Source organism: Dickeya ananatis (assembly GCF_019464615.1).
Classification (GTDB): domain Bacteria; phylum Pseudomonadota; class Gammaproteobacteria; order Enterobacterales; family Enterobacteriaceae; genus Dickeya; species Dickeya oryzae.
In genome coordinates this window covers 793,603-812,149 of sequence record NZ_CP040816.1, presented here as the reverse complement: position 1 = coordinate 812,149, position 18,547 = coordinate 793,603, and the positions used below count along the sequence as shown (strand labels likewise).

1 protein-coding gene (cut by a window edge) is annotated in these 18,547 nt (G+C 62.7%); it reads left to right on the top strand.

Features of this window, described 5'->3' with window-relative positions:
• Nucleotides 1–18,547, top strand: partial view of a non-ribosomal peptide synthase/polyketide synthase gene (locus FGI04_RS03585; RefSeq protein WP_434964878.1) — the 3' portion only. Its footprint begins 12,056 nt before the window's first position; 18,547 of the gene's 30,603 nt are visible here — the last part of the coding sequence; its start codon lies beyond the left edge, outside the window; its stop codon occupies nt 18,545–18,547.

Genomic DNA, 18,547 nt, shown 5'->3' with positions numbered 1-18,547 from the left:
CGCGCAGTGGCAGGCGCTGGCCTCGCTGGAAGGCATCACATTCCATAACGTCTACGGCCCGACCGAATGTACCGTGGACAGTACCCATACGCGCATCACCGGGCAAACCGCCCGGCCACATATCGGCCGACCGATGGCCAACCGGCGGGTTTACCTGCTGGATGCGAACCGCCAGCCGGTGCCGCTGGGTGTTGCCGGTGAAATCTATATCGGTGGCGTCGGTGTGGCGCGTGGTTACCTGAACCGCCCCGACCTTACCGCCGAACGCTTCCTGACCGATCCGTTCTCAACAGTGCCGAATGCGCGAATGTACAAGACAGGCGATGTGGGCCGCTGGCATGCCGACGGCACCATCGACTATCTGGGTCGTAATGACGATCAGGTCAAGATCCGTGGCTTTCGTATTGAACCCGGTGAAATCGCCGCCGTGCTGACTACCTGCGCCGGCGTCACCGATGCCGTGGTGACGGTCAGTCCCGATCAGCAACTGCTGGCCTACTACATTAGCGATAACACTATTAGCAATAACACTGAAATTAGCGATGACAGTGAAGCCACGACGGAGGCACTAAAAGCGCAACTGGCACAACGCCTGCCGGGTTATATGGTGCCATCAGCCTACGTGCGGCTGGCACAGATCCCGCTGACACAAAACGGCAAGGTGGACCGCAAGGCCCTGCCCGCCCCGGACGACAGCGCCTTTGTCCGTACCACCTACCAAGCCCCGCAGGGCGAGGCCGAACAGGTGCTGGCCGCCATCTGGCAGCGCCTGCTCGGCATTGAGCGCGTCGGGCGTCAGGACCATTTCTTCGAGCTCGGCGGCCATTCCCTGCTGGCGGTGCGGCTGGTCTCCCATATCCGCTCCACACTTAACCGTGAACTGCCGCTGGCACAGCTGTTTGCCCACCCGACGCTGCAGGCACTGGCCGCGGTACTACACGAAGCGGCCCCGCAGACCCTGTCGGCCATCACACCGCTGCCCGATGAGGTCACCCCGCCGCTGTCACTGGCTCAGCAGCGCCTCTGGTTCCTGACCCAGCTTGACCCGGCTGCCAGCGCCGCCTATGTGATTCAGGGCGCGGTGCAGTTGCACGGTGCGCTGAACGTCTCGGCACTGACCCGGGCGCTGGACCGCATCATGGCCCGTCATGCCCCCCTGCGCACCCGCTTTGAGCCGGTAGAGGGCGACGCGGTTCAGGTCATCGAGCCCACCGGTCTGCGCCCGTTCCCGCTGGCGATAATCACCGTGGCACCCGGCGATGACCTGCCGGTCTTCACCCCGGTGTTTGACCTGCGTACCGGCCCGCTGGTGCAGGGGCAGATGCTCCGTGTCGATACGCAGACCCACCTGCTGCGGCTGGCACTGCACCACCTCATTGCCGATGGCTGGTCGATTGGCCTGTTTATCAGCGAACTCAGCACCCTGTACGCCGCCTTTAACGCCGGTCAGCCCGACCCGCTGCCAGCCCTGCACATCCGTTACGGCGATTACGCCGCCTGGCAGCGCCAGCACCTGCAGGGCGAGGTCCTGCAGCGTCAGCAACAGTACTGGGTCGACCACCTTCGCGGCGCGCCGGACTGCCTGACGCTGCCCGCCGACCACCCGCGCCCGCCAACACAGCGTTACGACGGTGCCACTGTCGCGTTTACGCTGGAGCGCGAGCTGGCCGACGCCCTGTACGCGCTGGGCCGCCGTCACGGCACCACGCTGTTCATGACCCTGCTGGCAGGCTGGGCCGCCCTGCTGGGCCGCCTCGCCGGGCAGGACGATGTCGTTATCGGCACCCCGGTTGCCGGGCGTACCCGCACCGAGCTGGAGGGGCTGATTGGCATGTTCGTCAATACCCAGCCGCTGCGCATCGATTTGTCCGGGCCAGTCGATACCGCCACCCTGCTGGCCCGGGTCCGGGAAACCGTGATTGCCGCACAGGCCCATCAGGACCTGCCGTTCGAGCAGATTGTCGAAGCCGTCGCCCCTGCCCGCAGTCTGGCCTACAGCCCGCTCTTCCAGGTGGTGTTCGGTGTCCAGAACACCCCGCCTGCCACGCTGGCGCTGGACGGGCTGACGCTGACGCCGCTGACACCGGACCACGACACCGCCCAGTTTGACCTGAGTCTCGACATCACCGAGAGCGACAGCGGCCTGAGCGGCCAGCTGAACTACGCCACCGCACTGTTTGAAGCCCACACCATCCGGCGCTTCCTGACCTACTGGCAGACCCTGCTGCGCGCCATGGTGGCTGACCGCCATCAGCCAGTGGCGCAGATAGCGCTGTTGCCGGACGCCGAACGTCAGCAGGTGCTGCACGGCTTTAATGACACGGCGGCAGACTTCCCGGCAGATATCTGTATCCATCAGCTGTTTGAACAGCAGGCCGCACATTCACCGGATGCCGTCGCCGTGGTCTTTGATGGCGAATCGCTGAGCTATGGCGAACTGAACCGCCGGGCGAATCAGCTGGCACACTGGCTGACTGAACAGGGTGTCAGGCCGGATGACCGGGTGGCGATTGCGCTGGCGCGCGGTGTCGAGCTGGTGGTGGCGTTGCTGGCGACGCTGAAAGCCGGTGGGGCCTATGTCCCGCTCGACCCGGCCTACTCGACAGCGCGCCTGCAGTACATGCTGGCCGACAGCGCACCGACAGTGTTAATCACCACCACCGCGCTCCGCTCAACCATCTCGACTGACGTCACGGTGATTGCGCTGGATACGCCGGTACAACCGTGGGCCACCTGCCCGGCCAACAACATCAGCCCGGCGGTGGTGGGCCTGACGCCGCATCATCTGGCCTATATCATCTATACCTCCGGCTCCACCGGGCTGCCGAAAGGGGTACAGGTCGAACACGGCAGCGTGGTCAACCTGTGGACCGGGCTGGAACAGGCGGTTTACCATGACGCCGACCTGCAACGTATCAGCCTCAACGCCTCACCGTCCTTTGATGCCTCGGTGCAGCAGCTGGTGCAACTGGCCTCGGGCCGCACGCTGGTGATTGTACCCGACGCGATACGCCAGAACGGTGAACTGCTGCGCGAGTGGATGACACAGCAGGCGCTGGAGGTCTTTGACTGCACACCGTCACAACTGGCGCTGCTGATGGCCGCCGGGCCGTTACCGGCCTCATTGCGCACGGTCCTGCTCGGCGGCGAAGCCATCGGTACCGCCCAGTGGCAGGCACTGGCCTCGCTGGAAGGTATCACATGCCATAACGTCTACGGCCCGACCGAATGTACCGTGGACAGCACCCATACGCGCATCACCGGGCAAACAACCCGGCCACATATCGGCCGACCGATGGCCAACCGTCGGGTTTACCTGCTGGATGCGAACCGCCAGCCGGTGCCGCTGGGTGTTGCCGGTGAAATCTATATCGGTGGCGTCGGTGTGGCGCGTGGTTACCTGAACCGCCCCGAGCTCACTGCCGAGCGCTTCCTGGCCGATCCGTTCTCGACCGCGCCGAATGCGCGGATGTATCGCACCGGCGATCTGGGCCGCTGGCATGCCGACGGCACTATCGACTATCTGGGCCGTAATGACGAGCAGGTCAAGATCCGTGGCTTCCGTATTGAACCCGGTGAGGTTGAGTCGGCAGTGCAGGGCTGCACCGGTGTACGCGAGGCGGTGGTGGTGGCACAGCGCACCGCAACCGGCGATCAGCGACTGGTGGCCTATTACACCCTGTCGGATGAAGTACTCACCGTTGAGGCGCTGAAAGCACAGCTGGCGCAGCGCCTGCCTGCGCCCATGGTGCCCTCGGCCTACGTACAACTGGCGCAGATCCCGCTGACGCAAAACGGCAAGGTGGACCGCAAGGCGCTGCCCGCCCCGGATGACAGCGCCTTTGTCCGCACCCGCTACGAGGCCCCGCAGGGCGAAACCGAACAGCGACTCGCGCAACTCTGGCAAGACCTGCTGGGGATTGAGCGCGTCGGTCGGCAGGATCACTTCTTCGAACTCGGTGGTCATTCGCTGCTGGTGGTACGCCTGATTGCCGCACTGCAGAGTCAGGGGTTGAATATCCCAGTGCGGGCGGTATTTGAGCACACCAGTCTGGCGGAGCTTGCCACGACGATTGAACGTTTTGAACAGGCAACGGTGCCGGAAAACCGGATCACCGCCGACAGTCGGCGTATTACACCCGCTATGCTGCCGCTACTTGAACTGACGCAGGAGAACATTGACGGGATTGTGTCCAGCGTTCCCGGTGGCGTCCGCCAGATTCAGGATATCTACCCGCTGACCCCGTTACAGGAAGGGGTGCTGTATCACTACCTGCTGGCAGAGTCGCATGATCCTTACCTGAACAGTTCACTGCTGGCATTTGCAACACAACAACGACTGGAGGCGTTTATCGCCTCGCTAAACCGCGTGATTGCCCGTCACGATATTCTGCGCACGGCTGTGCGCTGGGAAGGCTTGCCGCAACCGGTACAGGTGGTGTTACGGCGTGCCGAACTGACGGCAACGCCGGTGCACCTGAATCCGGCAGCGGGCGACGCTGCCGATCAACTGCTCGGCATGAAACCGGGGCGTCTGGATCTGCGTCAGGCACCGCTGTTCAACCTGCTGATGGCAAACGATGAAGCCAATGACCGCTGGCTGTTGTGCCTGCAACATCATCACCTGTGTCTGGATCACACCACGCTGGATATTCTGCTTAACGAAATACACGCGGACGAACGCGGTGAACTGGAGCAACTGCCCGCCTCGACGCCTTTCCGTAATCACGTCGCACAGGTGCGCGCCAGAGCCGCCACCACTGACGATAAAGCGTTTTTCCATCAGCAACTGGCGGACGTGGAAGCTCCCACCCTCCCCGGCGGCCTGACCGAACTGGTCGATATGGATGAAGCTATCCTGCCGCTGCCGGACACACTGGCCGGGCGCATTCGTCGGCAGGCACAACACGAGGGCATCAGTGCCGCCAGTCTGTTCCATCTGGCCTGGGGGCAGGTTATCGGTGCGCTGTCCGGTCGTGATGATGTGGTCTTCGGCACCGTTCTGCTGGGTCGGCTGCAAGACGGTAGTGAGCAGGCGCTGGGACTGTTCATTAACACTCTGCCGCTACGACTGACGCTGGCCGATGTCACCGTCCGGGCCGCACTGGAGCAGACGCACCGACGCCTGACCGACTTGCTGGCCCATGAACATGCCTCGCTGGCCCTGGCGCAGCAATGCAGTGGCGTTGCCGCATCGCAACCCCTGTTCAGCGCATTGCTGAACTATCGCCATGATGTCACGCAGGCAAACGACAACATCGTCGATGACCCGTGGCACGGCATCACACTCCTGAAGGCGGAAGAACGCACCAATTATCCGCTTACGCTATCCGTGGATGATGCGCTTAACGCCGGTTTCTCACTCAAGGTTCAGGCCGATCGCCGCCTGGGCGGTGAACGGATCGGACAGATGATGCAGCACGAGCTGGCGCAACTGATCGATGCGCTGGAGCGGTCACCTGAACAGCCATTGCACCGGTTGTCCGTTCTGCCGGACGCTGAACGGCATCAGGTGCTAACGGGATTTAATCGCACTCAAACGGCTTACCCGACCGGGATCTGTGTTCATGAACGTATCGAGCAGCAGGCGGCACAGCATCCGGAACGGATTGCGCTGGTCTTTGCAGACCAGTCGCTAAGCTATGGCGAACTGAACCGTCGCGCCAACCAACTGGCGCACCATCTGCGTGAGCTGGGCATCGGTGCCGATGATCGGGTGGCTATCTGTACTGAACGCCACCCGGAGATGATCGTCTGCGTGCTGGCCACACTGAAAGCCGGGGCCGCTTGCGTGCCGCTGGACCCAGAATACCCCTCCGCACGTCTGGCGTTTATGCTCAAAGACAGCGCCCCCGGCGTTATTCTGGTCGATCAGCACGGACAGGCGGTGTTAGACAACCTGACCGGTACAGCAACAGTGCTGCATCTGACACGGGATGCCGAACACTGGGCAACACACCCCAGCGATAACCCGTCCCGCAAAGAAATCGGCCTGACACCGGATAATCTGGCCTATGTCATCTACACCTCCGGCTCCACCGGCCAGCCCAAGGGGGTGGCTATGCCGCATGCGCCGCTGGTCAATCTGCTGCACTGGCAGGCCAGAGAGCAGGCAGCCATGACCACACTGCAATTTGCCTCCTTCGGTTTTGATGTCGCCTTTCAGGAAATCCTCAGCGCCCTGACCGGCGGCGGCAAACTGGTGATGATCGCCAGTGAAGATCGCTTACAAATGGACCGGCTGCTGAACGTTATCGGGAAGCATGCCATCGAGCGCGTCTTTTTGCCGGTCGCCGCGTTGCAGACACTGGCCGTGACCTGCGCACAAACGCAGCAGGGATTGCCGGTAAAAGAAATCATCACCGCTGGCGAACGGCTGCTGATAAGCAATGAAATCCGCGCCCTGTGCCAACGCTCCGGCCCTATCCGCCTGCACAACCAATACGGCCCGGCAGAAACCCACGTGGTGACGGAGTATCAATGTTCCGGCAACGCCGCTGACTGGCCGCGCCTGCCGCCGATTGGCTACCCGATAGACAATAGCCGCCTCTATATTCTGGATGCGCATCAGCAGCCGGTACCGTTGGGTATTGCCGGTGAAATCTATATCGGTGGCGTCGGTGTGGCACGCGGTTACCTGAACCGCCCCGACCTGACCGCCGAACGCTTCCTCGACGATCCGTTTGTAACCGAACCGAATGCACGGATGTATCGCACCGGTGATCTGGGTCGCTGGCTGGCCGACGGTGGCATTGAGTATCTGGGTCGTAATGATTTTCAGGTCAAAATCCGCGGTTTCCGTATTGAACCCGGTGAGGTTGAATCGGTACTGCAGGACTGCACCGGTGTACGCGAGGCGGTGGTGGTGGCACAGCGCACCGCAACGGGTGATCACCGACTGGTGGCCTATTACACCCTGTCGAATGAAGCACTCACCGTTGAGGCACTGAAACAGGAACTGGCGCAACGTCTGCCGGGTTATATGGTGCCATCAGCCTACGTGCGGCTGGACCGGATCCCACTGACACCCAACGGCAAGGTGGACCGCAAGGCCCTGCCTGCCCCGGATGACAGCGCCTTTGTCCGCACCACCTACGAAGCCCCGCAGGGCGAGACCGAACAGGCGCTGGCCGCCATCTGGCAGCGCCTGCTCGGCATTGAGCGCGTCGGGCGGCAGGACCACTTCTTCGAGCTCGGCGGCCATTCCCTGCTGGCGGTGCGGCTGGTCTCCCATATCCGCTCCACACTTAACCGTGAACTGCCGCTGGCACAGCTGTTTGCCCACCCGACACTGCAGGCACTGGCTGCGGTACTGCACGAAGCGGCCCCGCAGACCCTGTCGGCCATCACACCGCTGCCCGATGAGCTCACCCCGCCGCTGTCACTGGCCCAGCAGCGCCTCTGGTTCCTGACCCAGCTCGACCCGGCCGCCAGCGCCGCCTATGTGATTCAGGGCGCGGTGCAGTTGCAGGGTGCGCTGAACGTCTCCGCACTGACCCGGGCGCTGGACCGCATCATGGCCCGTCATGCCCCCCTGCGCACCCGCTTTGAGCCGGTAGAGGGCGACGCGGTTCAGGTCATCGAGCCCACCGGTCTGCGCCCGTTCCCGCTGGCGATAATCACCGTGGCACCCGGCGATGACCTGCCGGTCTTCACCCCGGTGTTTGACCTGCGTACCGGCCCGCTGGTGCAGGGGCAGATGCTCCGTGTCGATACGCAGACCCACCTGCTGCGACTGGCACTGCACCACCTCATTGCCGATGGCTGGTCGATTGGCCTGTTTATCAGCGAACTCAGCACCCTGTACGCCGCCTTTAACGCCGGTCAGCCCGACCCGCTGCCAGCCCTGCACATCCGTTACGGCGATTACGCCGCCTGGCAGCGCCAGCACCTGCAGGGCGAGGTCCTGCAGCGTCAGCAACAGTACTGGGTCGACCACCTTCGCGGCGCGCCGGACTGCCTGACGCTGCCCGCCGACCACCCGCGCCCGCCAACACAGCGTTACGACGGTGCCACTGTCGCGTTTACGCTGGAGCGCGAGCTGGCCGACGCCCTGTACGCGCTGGGCCGTCGTCACGGCACCACGCTGTTCATGACCCTGCTGGCAGGCTGGGCCGCCCTGCTGGGCCGCCTCGCCGGGCAGGACGATGTCGTTATCGGCACCCCGGTTGCCGGGCGTACCCGCACCGAGCTGGAGGGGCTGATTGGCATGTTCGTCAATACCCAGCCGCTGCGCATCGATTTGTCCGGGCCAGTCGATACCGCCACCCTGCTGGCCCGGGTCCGGGAAACCGTGATTGCCGCACAGGCCCATCAGGACCTGCCGTTCGAGCAGATTGTCGAAGCCGTCGCCCCTGCCCGCAGTCTGGCCTACAGCCCGCTCTTCCAGGTGGTGTTCGGTGTCCAGAACACCCCGCCTGCCACGCTGGCGCTGGACGGGCTGACGCTGACGCCGCTGACACCGGACCACGACACCGCCCAGTTTGACCTGAGTCTCGACATCACCGAGAGCGACAGCGGCCTGAGCGGCCAGCTGAACTACGCCACCGCACTGTTTGAAGCCCACACCATCCGGCGCTTCCTGACCTACTGGCAGACCCTGCTGCGCGCCATGGTGGCTGACCGCCATCAGCCAGTGGCGCAGATAGCGCTGTTGCCGGACGCCGAACGTCAGCAGGTGCTGCACGGCTTTAATGACACGGCGGCAGACTTCCCGGCAGATATCTGTATCCATCAGCTGTTTGAACAGCAGGCCGCACATTCACCGGATGCCGTCGCCGTGGTCTTTGATGGCGAATCGCTGAGCTATGGCGAACTGAACCGCCGGGCGAATCAGCTGGCACACTGGCTGACTGAACAGGGTGTCAGGCCGGATGACCGGGTGGCGATTGCGCTGGCGCGCGGTGTCGAGCTGGTGGTGGCGTTGCTGGCGACGCTGAAAGCCGGTGGGGCCTATGTCCCGCTCGACCCGGCCTACCCGACAGCGCGCCTGCAGTACATGCTGGCCGACAGCGCACCGACAGTGTTAATCACCACCACCGCGCTCCGCTCAACCATCTCGACTGACGTCACGGTGATTGCGCTGGATACGCCGGTACAACCGTGGGCCACCTGCCCGGCCAACAACATCAGCCCGGCGGTGGTGGGCCTGACGCCGCATCATCTGGCCTATATCATCTATACCTCCGGCTCCACCGGGCTGCCGAAAGGGGTACAGGTCGAACACGGCAGCGTGGTCAACCTGTGGACCGGGCTGGAACAGGCGGTTTACCATGACGCCGACCTGCAACGTATCAGCCTCAACGCCTCACCGTCCTTTGATGCCTCGGTGCAGCAGCTGGTGCAACTGGCCTCGGGCCGCACGCTGGTGATTGTACCCGACGCGATACGCCAGAACGGTGAACTGCTGCGCGAGTGGATGACACAGCAGGCGCTGGAGGTCTTTGACTGCACACCGTCACAACTGGCGCTGCTGATGGCCGCCGGGCCGTTACCGGCCTCATTGCGTACGGTCCTGCTTGGCGGTGAAGCCATCGGTGCCGCCCAGTGGCAGCTGCTGGCCTCGCTGGAAGGCATCACATGCCATAACGTCTACGGCCCGACCGAATGTACCGTGGACAGCACCCATACACGCATCACCGGACAAACCGCACGGCCGCATATCGGACGCCCGATGGCCAACCGTCGGGTTTACCTGCTGGATGCGAATCACCAGCCGGTGCCGCTGGGTGTTGCCGGTGAAATCTATATCGGTGGCATCGGTGTGGCGCGTGGTTACCTGAACCGCCCCGAGCTCACTGCCGAGCGCTTCCTGGCCGATCCGTTCTCGACTGCACCGAATGCGCGGATGTATCGCACCGGCGATCTGGGCCGCTGGCATGCCGACGGCACCCTTGATTACCTCGGTCGTAATGACGAGCAGGTCAAGATCCGTGGCTTCCGTATTGAACCCGGTGAGGTTGAGTCGGCAGTGCAGGGCTGCACCGGTGTACGCGAGGCGGTGGTGGTGGCACAGCGCACCGCAACCGGCGATCAGCGACTGGTGGCCTATTACACCCTGTCGGATGAAGCACTCACCGTTGAGGCGCTGAAAGCACAGCTGGCGCAGCGCCTGCCCGCGCCTATGGTGCCGTCAGCCTACGTGCAACTGGCGCAGATCCCGCTGACGCAAAACGGCAAGGTGGACCGCAAGGCGCTGCCGGCACCGGATGACAGCGCCTTTGTCCGCACCCGCTACGAGGCCCCGCAGGGCGAGACCGAACAGATGCTCGCACAACTCTGGCAGGACCTGCTGGGCATTGAACGCGTCGGGCGGCAGGATCACTTCTTCGAGCTCGGTGGTCATTCACTGATGGCGATTAAACTGATCGAACGCTTACGACAGGCGGGGTATACGCTCGCCGTCAGCGACCTGTTCAGACAGCCAACACTGGCCGCACTGGCCGCTACGCTGACGGGCAGCGACACCACCATGACAGTACCGACCAACCTGATCCATGCCGACAGCACCCACATCACCCCGGCCATGCTGCCGCTGATTACCCTGACGCAGGCACAGATCGATACCGTGGTGGCGACCGTGCCGGGCGGTGTGCGCAATGTGCAGGATATCTACCCGCTGGCACCGTTACAGAACGGCATTCTGTTCCACCATCTGTTGCAGCCGGTGGGGGATGCGTATATCACCCACTCCATCCTGAGCTTTGCCGAAAAAGACGAGTTGGATCATTTCATTGCCGCCTTGCAGGCGGTGATCCAGCGTCACGATATTCTGCGCACGGCGATCGTCTGGGAAGGGCTGGACGAGGCCGTGCAGGTAGTCTGGCGCGAAGCCCTAATGCCGGTGGAAACGCTGGTTATTCAGTCCGACGATGTCGCCGATGCCCTGCAACAGCGCTTTACCCCGGCGCAGTTGCAGATGAACATCACTCAGGCACCGATGATCCAGGGGTATCAGGCTGCCGACCCGGTGAATAACCGCTGGCTGCTGTGCCTGCTGCATCACCACCTGTGCATGGACCACACCACACTGGAGCTACTGCTCGAAGAGGTGCAGGCACACCTGCAGGGCCGCGCCGACCAGTTACCGGCCCCGCTGCCGTTCCGGCAGTTTGTCGCCCTCGCCCGTCAGCAGACGGATGCGCAGGCACAGCAGGACTATTTCCGGGCACAGCTCGGGGATATTGACGAGCCCTGTGCCCCGTTCGGGCTGCTCGATGTTCAGGGCAGCGGTCAGCACATGGATGAACACCATCTGCCGCTGTCAGATACACTGGGACAACGGCTGCGGACACTGTCACAACAGCGTGGCATCAGCGTCACCAGCCTGTTCCATCTGGCCTGGGGCCGTGTGGTGCAGGCCACTACCGGGCAGGACAATGTCGTTTTCGGCACGGTGCTGTTTGGCCGTATGGCCGGTGGTGAAGGTGCTGACCGGGTGCTGGGCATGTTCCTGAACACCCTGCCGTTACGCCTGTCGCTGGGTCAGGTGAGTGTCGAACAGGCACTGCGCCAGACGCACGACAGCCTGGCCGGACTGCTGGCCCATGAGCACGCCTCATTGGCTGAAATTCAACAATATAGCGGTGTCGGTACCCAGAGTCCGCTGTTCACCAGCCTGCTCAACTACCGCTATAACGGCGGCAATGAACAGACGGAGGTACAGACAGAGCTGGATGGCGTCGACGTCCTGTTCAGTCAGGAGCGCACCAACTACCCGGTCAACGTATCGGTGAACGATCAGGGTACGGCGGGCTTCAGTCTCGATATTCAGGTCGCCGCGGGTATCGGTGCAGCACGTGTCGGTGAGATGATGCGCCTCACCCTGACGGCGCTGGCCGACGCACTGGCACAGTCCCCAGCGCAACCGGTGCATCGCCTGACGGTACTGCCGGACGCCGAACGCCAGCAGGTACTGCTCGGCTTTAATGACACGGCGGCAGACTTCCCGGCAGATATCTGTATCCATCAGTTGTTCGAACAGCAGGCCGCCCGGCAGCCGGACGCCGTCGCTGTGGTCTTTGACGGCGAATCACTGCGCTATGGCGAGCTGAACCACCGTGCCAATCAGCTGGCGTACTGGCTGATTGAACAGGGTGTCAGGCCGGATGACCGGGTGGCGATTGCACTGGAGCGCAGCATCGACCTGGTGGTGGCACTGCTGGCGACGCTGAAAGCCGGTGGGGCTTATGTCCCGCTCGACCCGGCCTACCCAACGGAGCGCCTGCAGTACATGCTGGCCGACAGCGCACCGGTGGTGCTGATCACCACCACCGTGCTGAACGCCCGAATGACGGCCGACTGCCCGGTGATTGCGCTGGATACCCCGGAACAACCGTGGGCCACCTGCCCGGCTGACAATATCAACCCGGCAGCGGTGGGCCTGACGCCCCGCCATCTGGCCTATGTGATTTACACCTCCGGCTCCACCGGGCAACCCAAAGGGGTGCTGGTCGAGCACCGGGGCCTGTGTAATCTGTCACAGGCACAAATCCGCCTGTTTAACGCAGGGGCAGGCAGCCGTGTACTCCAGTTCAGCTCCCTCAGTTTCGATGCCAGTCTGTTCGATATCGTGATGGCATTGTGCTCTGGGGCAGCGCTGTACCTGCCTCGGGGCCGACTGCTGGGTGAGACTCTGACACAGTTTATGCAGCAACAGCGTATCAGCCATGCCACACTGCCACCGGCGGCACTCTCCAGCCTCAACCCGGCACAGGCGCTGCCAGATCTGGCCGTGCTGGTGACCGCCGGGGACGCCATCAGCCGTGAAGCGATTGCGCCCTGGTGTGCTGGCCGGGCAGTCTACAACGCCTATGGCCCGACCGAAGCCACCATCTGGGCCAGCACCTTTGCCCTGCATCAACCTTATGCCGGTCAGCCACCGATCGGCTACCCGGTTGAAAACACCAAAATCTATCTGCTGGACGGTCACGGTCAGTTGGTACCCGTCGGTGTCACCGGTGAGATTTATATCGGCGGCGTCGGCGTCGCGCGCGGCTATCTGAACCGCCCCGATCTGACGACTGAGCGTTTTCTGGATGATCCGTTTGCTCACGAGCCGGGTACACGGATGTACCGCACCGGCGATCTGGGCCGCTGGCAGACTGACGGGACACTGGAATACCTGGGCCGTAACGACAGTCAGGTCAAGATCCGCGGTTTTCGTATTGAGCCGGGTGAAATCGAGTCCTGCGCACTCGGATGCACTGACGTCACCGAAGCGGTGGTGTTAGCGCGAGCGGATCATAACGGCCAACCACGGCTGATCGTCTGGTATGTCGGTGACACTGAGACGCAAACACTGCGCCGCCATCTCGCTGAGCGGCTGCCTGCCCATATGGTACCGGCGGCCTGTGTACAGATGCTCGCACTGCCGCTGACGCCGAACGGTAAAGTCGATCGCAACGCCTTACCGGCCCCGGATGACAGCGCCTTTGTCCACACCGACTACGAGGCACCGCAAACCGCAACCGAACAGACGATTGCCACGATATGGCAGGACCTGCTGGGCATTGAGCACGTCGGGCGGCAGGATCACTTCTTCGAACTCGGTGGTCATTCGCTGCTGGCGATTAAGCTTATCGAACGCCTGCGCCGGGCGGGGTATACGCTCGCCGTCAGCGAGTTGTTCAGGCAACCGACGCTGGCTGCACTGGCGACCACGCTGACGGGCAGTGAAACAACCGCGAACGTTCCGGCCAACCGGATTCACCCGGATTGCGAGCAGATCACCCCGGAGATGCTGCCTTTGGTGGCTCTGACGCAGACGCAGATCGATGCCGTGGTGGCCACCGTACCGGGGGGAGCCCGTAATGTGCAGGATATTTACCCGCTGGCACCACTCCAGACCGGCATTCTGTTCCACCATCTGCTGCAGCCGGTGGGCGATGCCTATATCACCCGCTCCATCCTGAGCTTTAAGGAAAAGGACGGGCTGGATCATTTCATTGCCGCCTTGCAGGCCGTCATTCAGCGTCACGACATTCTGCGTACCGGCATCGTCTGGGAAGGGCTGGACGAGGCCGTGCAGGTAGTCTGGCGCGAAGCCCTAATGCCGGTGGAAACGCTGGTTATCCAGTCCGACGATGTCGCCGACGCCCTGCAACAGCGCTTTACCCCGGCGCAGTTGCAGATGAATGTCGCGCAGGCACCGATGATCCAGGCCTGGCAAGCCGCCGACCCGGCCAATGACCACTGGCTGCTGTGCCTGCTGCACCACCATTTGTGCATGGACCACACCACGCTGGAGCTGCTGCTCGAAGAGGTGCAGGCGCACCTGCTGGGCCGCGCCGACCAGCTACCCGCCCCGCTGCCGTTCCGGCAGTTTGTCGCCCTCGCCCGTCAGCAGACGGCTATACCTGCACAACAATCGGCACAGCAGGACTATTTCCGGGCACAACTCGGGGATATTGACGAACCCTGCGCCCCGTTCGGGCTGCTGGATAGCCAGGGTAATGGCCAACACATCGACGAACATCATCTGGTACTGTCAGACACTCTGGGGCAACGGCTGCGAACACTGTCACAACAGCGCGGCATCAGCGTCACCAGCCTGTTCCATCTCGCCTGGGGCCGTGTGGTGCAGGCCACTACCGGGCAGGATAACGTCGTGTTCGGCACGGTGCTGTTTGGGCGTATGGCCGGTGGTGACGGCGCTGACCGGGTACTGGGCATGTTCCTGAACACCCTGCCGTTGCGCCTGTCGCTGGCGCAGGTCAGTGTAGAACAGGCACTGCGCCAGACGCACGACAGTCTGGCCGGGTTGCTGCGTTTTGAACACGCCGCGCTGGCCGACGTCCAGCAATGCAGCGGCGTCAGTGCCCAGAGCCCGCTGTTCACCAGCCTGCTCAACTACCGCTATAACGGCGGCAGCGAGCAGACGGCGGTACAAACAGAGCTGGATGGCATCGACGTGCTGTTCAGTCAGGAGCGCACCAACTACCCGGTCAACGTATCGGTGAACGATCAGGGTGCGGCGGGCTTCAGCCTCGATATTCAGGTCGCCACGGGTATCGGTGCGGCGCGTGTCGGCGAAATGATGCAGGTCACCCTGACGGCGCTGGCCGACGCACTGGCGCAGGCACCAACGCAACCGGTGCATGCCCTGACGGTGCTGCCGGACGCCGAACGTCAGCAGGTACTGTACGGCTTCAATGACATTGAGACCCACTTCCCGGCGGATATCTGCATTCATCAATGGTTTGAGCAACAGGCCGCCCGGCAGCCGGATACGGTTGCCGTGGTCTTTGACGGCGAATCACTGCGCTATAGCGAACTAAACCACCGTGCCAATCAGCTGGCGCACTGGCTGATTGAACAGGGTGTCAGGCCGGATCAGCGTGTGGCGATAGCGCTGGAGCGCAGCATCGAGCTGGTGGTGGCGCTGCTGGCAACGCTAAAAGCCGGTGGGGCCTATGTCCCGCTCGACCCGAGCTATCCGGAAGAACGGTTGCACTATATTCTGCGTGACAGTGAGCCGGTCGCGTTGATCACCACCACCACGCTGCGTGCCAGCGTGCCGACTGACAGCCCGGTGATTGAGCTGGATGATCCAGCGCAGCCGTGGGCTACCTGCTCTGCTGATAATATCAACCCGGCGGTAGTGGACCTGACGCCCCGTCATCTGGCCTATGTCATCTACACCTCCGGCTCCACCGGGCTGCCGAAAGGCGTGCTGGTGGAACATCACCATGTCGTGCGGCTGTTGCGTGCTTCGCAACCGCTGTTCCAGTTCGGTGCCGGGGATGTCTGGACACTGTTCCACTCCTACGCCTTTGACTTTTCCGTCTGGGAAATCTGGGGGGCGCTGCTCAATGGGGGTCGTCTGGTGGTGGTGCCGTATCTGGTCAGCCGTTCGCCGCAGGCCTTCTATCAGTTGCTTTGTGAGCAAGAAGTCACGGTTCTCAACCAGACGCCGAGCGCGTTCCGGCAGTTGATGGCGGCGCAGGCCGACAACGCCAGGCACCACGCATTGCGCTATGTGATTTTTGGCGGCGAAGCGCTGAATCCATCGAGTCTGGCACCGTGGTATGCACGAGCAACCAATCACCGCACACAGCTCATCAATATGTATGGCATTACCGAAACCACGGTACACGTCACCTGGCAGCCGTTGCAGCCAGCGGATGTTGCGTCCACAGCCAGCCCGATCGGACGTCGTCTGCCGGATTTACGCACCTACCTGCTGGATGCGCAGCAACAGCCGGTGCCCATCGGGGTGATCGGCGAGCTGTATGTCGCCGGGGCCGGTGTCGCGCGCGGTTACCTGAACCGACCAGAACTGACCGCAGAACGGTTCCTCGACGATCCGTTCACGGCAGAAACCGGTGCACGAATGTACCGCTCTGGCGATCTGGCTCGCTGGAATGCCGACGGCACCCTCGACTATCTGGGCCGTAACGATCACCAGGTCAAAATACGCGGTTTCCGTATTGAGCTCGGTGAGATCGAAGCAGCGGTACGTAGTCACGCGCAGGTCACGGATGCTGTGGTGCTGGCACGCCCCGGTCAGGATGGTGAGCCGCGTCTGGTGGCCTGGTATGTCGGCGACGCTGACGTGCAGGCACTACGTGATCACATCGCCGGGCAGTTGCCTGCTTACATGACCCCGGCGGTCTATGTGTCTGTTGACGCCCTGCCGCTGACGGCCAATGGCAAGATTGACCAAAAAGCCCTGCCGGAACCGGATGACAGCGCCTTTATCCACCAGACCTTTGAAGCCCCACGTAGTGCCATGGAGCAGATGCTGGCAGAGCTGTGGCAAACGCTGCTGGGGGTTGAGCGTGTTGGTCGTCAGGATCACTTCTTTGAACTCGGTGGCCATTCATTACTGGCGGTGAAACTGGTGAGTGAAATACACAGGCGTGGACTCACGCTTTCCCTGTCCACCCTGTTTGAATCCCCTCGCCTGTTTGAACTGGCAGCCGCGCTCGACACAGCAGAAACGCAGCGCAAGGCCTGGGTAGCGTTGCGTTCATCCGGATCGCAACGCCCTTTGTTCATAGTGCCAGAGGCAACCGGCGAACTGCTTTATGGCCCGCAACTGGTGGCAGCGATTGATGCGGATATTCCGGTGTACGGTCTGCTGGGGCCGGATCGCCATTTGCCGAGCTTCACAACGTTGCAGGGGGCGGCTGCCCGTTATGTCGGCATTATCCGCGAAGTACAACCGCAGGGGCCTTATCGCCTGCTGGGCTGGTCGCTGGGCGGCACGCTGGCGTATGAAATTGCCGCACAGTTGATCGGACTGAACCAGTCGATTGAATTCCTGGGGCTGCTGGATACCTGGGCTTTACCGCCGGTCGAATCGGTATCGCATACGGCAGAGACGCTGGAGCAGATGAGTCAGGCGCTGATTCAGGATGTCCTGACGCTGCGGGGTGAGCCGCTGCCAACCGCGGCGCTGGCAACCTGTCGGCAATGGCAGGATTACCATGCACTGGCCTGCCAACGGGGCGTCATCCCCTCTGACTGGACGCCGACGTATTTCTGCCGCTGGCTGCAACACCGTCAGGATCTGTTGAATGCCGAGTACCGGCCACAGCCACTGCCAGTTCAGGTTGACCTGCTGGCTGCACATGACAGTCTGGCACGGGCAGAGCCGTACCTGCACTGGGACCACATCTTACCGCCGTCCTCGATCCGGGTGACCCCGGTGCCCGGTGATCACATGAGCCTGTTTACCGAAGCCCATGTCGGTACGGTCGGTCAGCAGATATCCCAGGCGATTCAAGCCCGCAGGCTGCCAGAACCGACAACCGTGCCACAGACTCAGACGCCGGTGATAACGTTACAGGCAGGCCGACAGGCCGGGCCCGTGCTGGTCTGCATTCCCGGTGCCGGTGATAACGTCATGAGTTTTATGGCGCTGACTGCCGTCATGCCGGATGACTGGCAGGTATGGGGCCTGCAACCGCAGGGTTTGCTGGAAGGCACCACACCCCACAGTTCAGTCGAGGCTGCCGCCCAGTATTATTTGGAGGCGCTGAAGGCGCAGCCGCTCAACGGGCCACTCCATCTGCTGGGTCATTCGTTCGGCGGCTGGAGTGCACTGGAGCTGGCGCGACGGCTGGAGCAGGAGGGCACGCCGGTGGCATCGCTGACGCTGGTGGACTCCAGAGCGCCTCAGGCAGCGAAAGAGTACCCGGACCTGCAGGTATGCATGCGGCTGATTGCACTGTTTGAAATGCAAGGTACCGCACTGGCACTGACGGAGCCTGAGCTGGCGACATTGACGCAACCGCTGCGGCTGATGTGTCTGCATCAGCGCCTGGTCGAGTGCGGTGTGATGTCGGCCAGTAGCCGGGTACAGGATCTGACGGCCATCTTCCGGGTTTTTGCCGCCAACCTGCGCACCGGATACCAGCCGACGTCGCTGCCGGAGGTCACGCCGTCACTGATCCTGGCCGAGGACGCAGACGTCGACCGGATGACCGGCTGGCAGACTCTGATCCCGGCAATACAGCTTCAGCGCGGCTCCGGTAACCATGTCCAGTTGCTGAAAATGCCACACGTGACGTTTATTGCCGACTGGGTACAGCGGAAATAA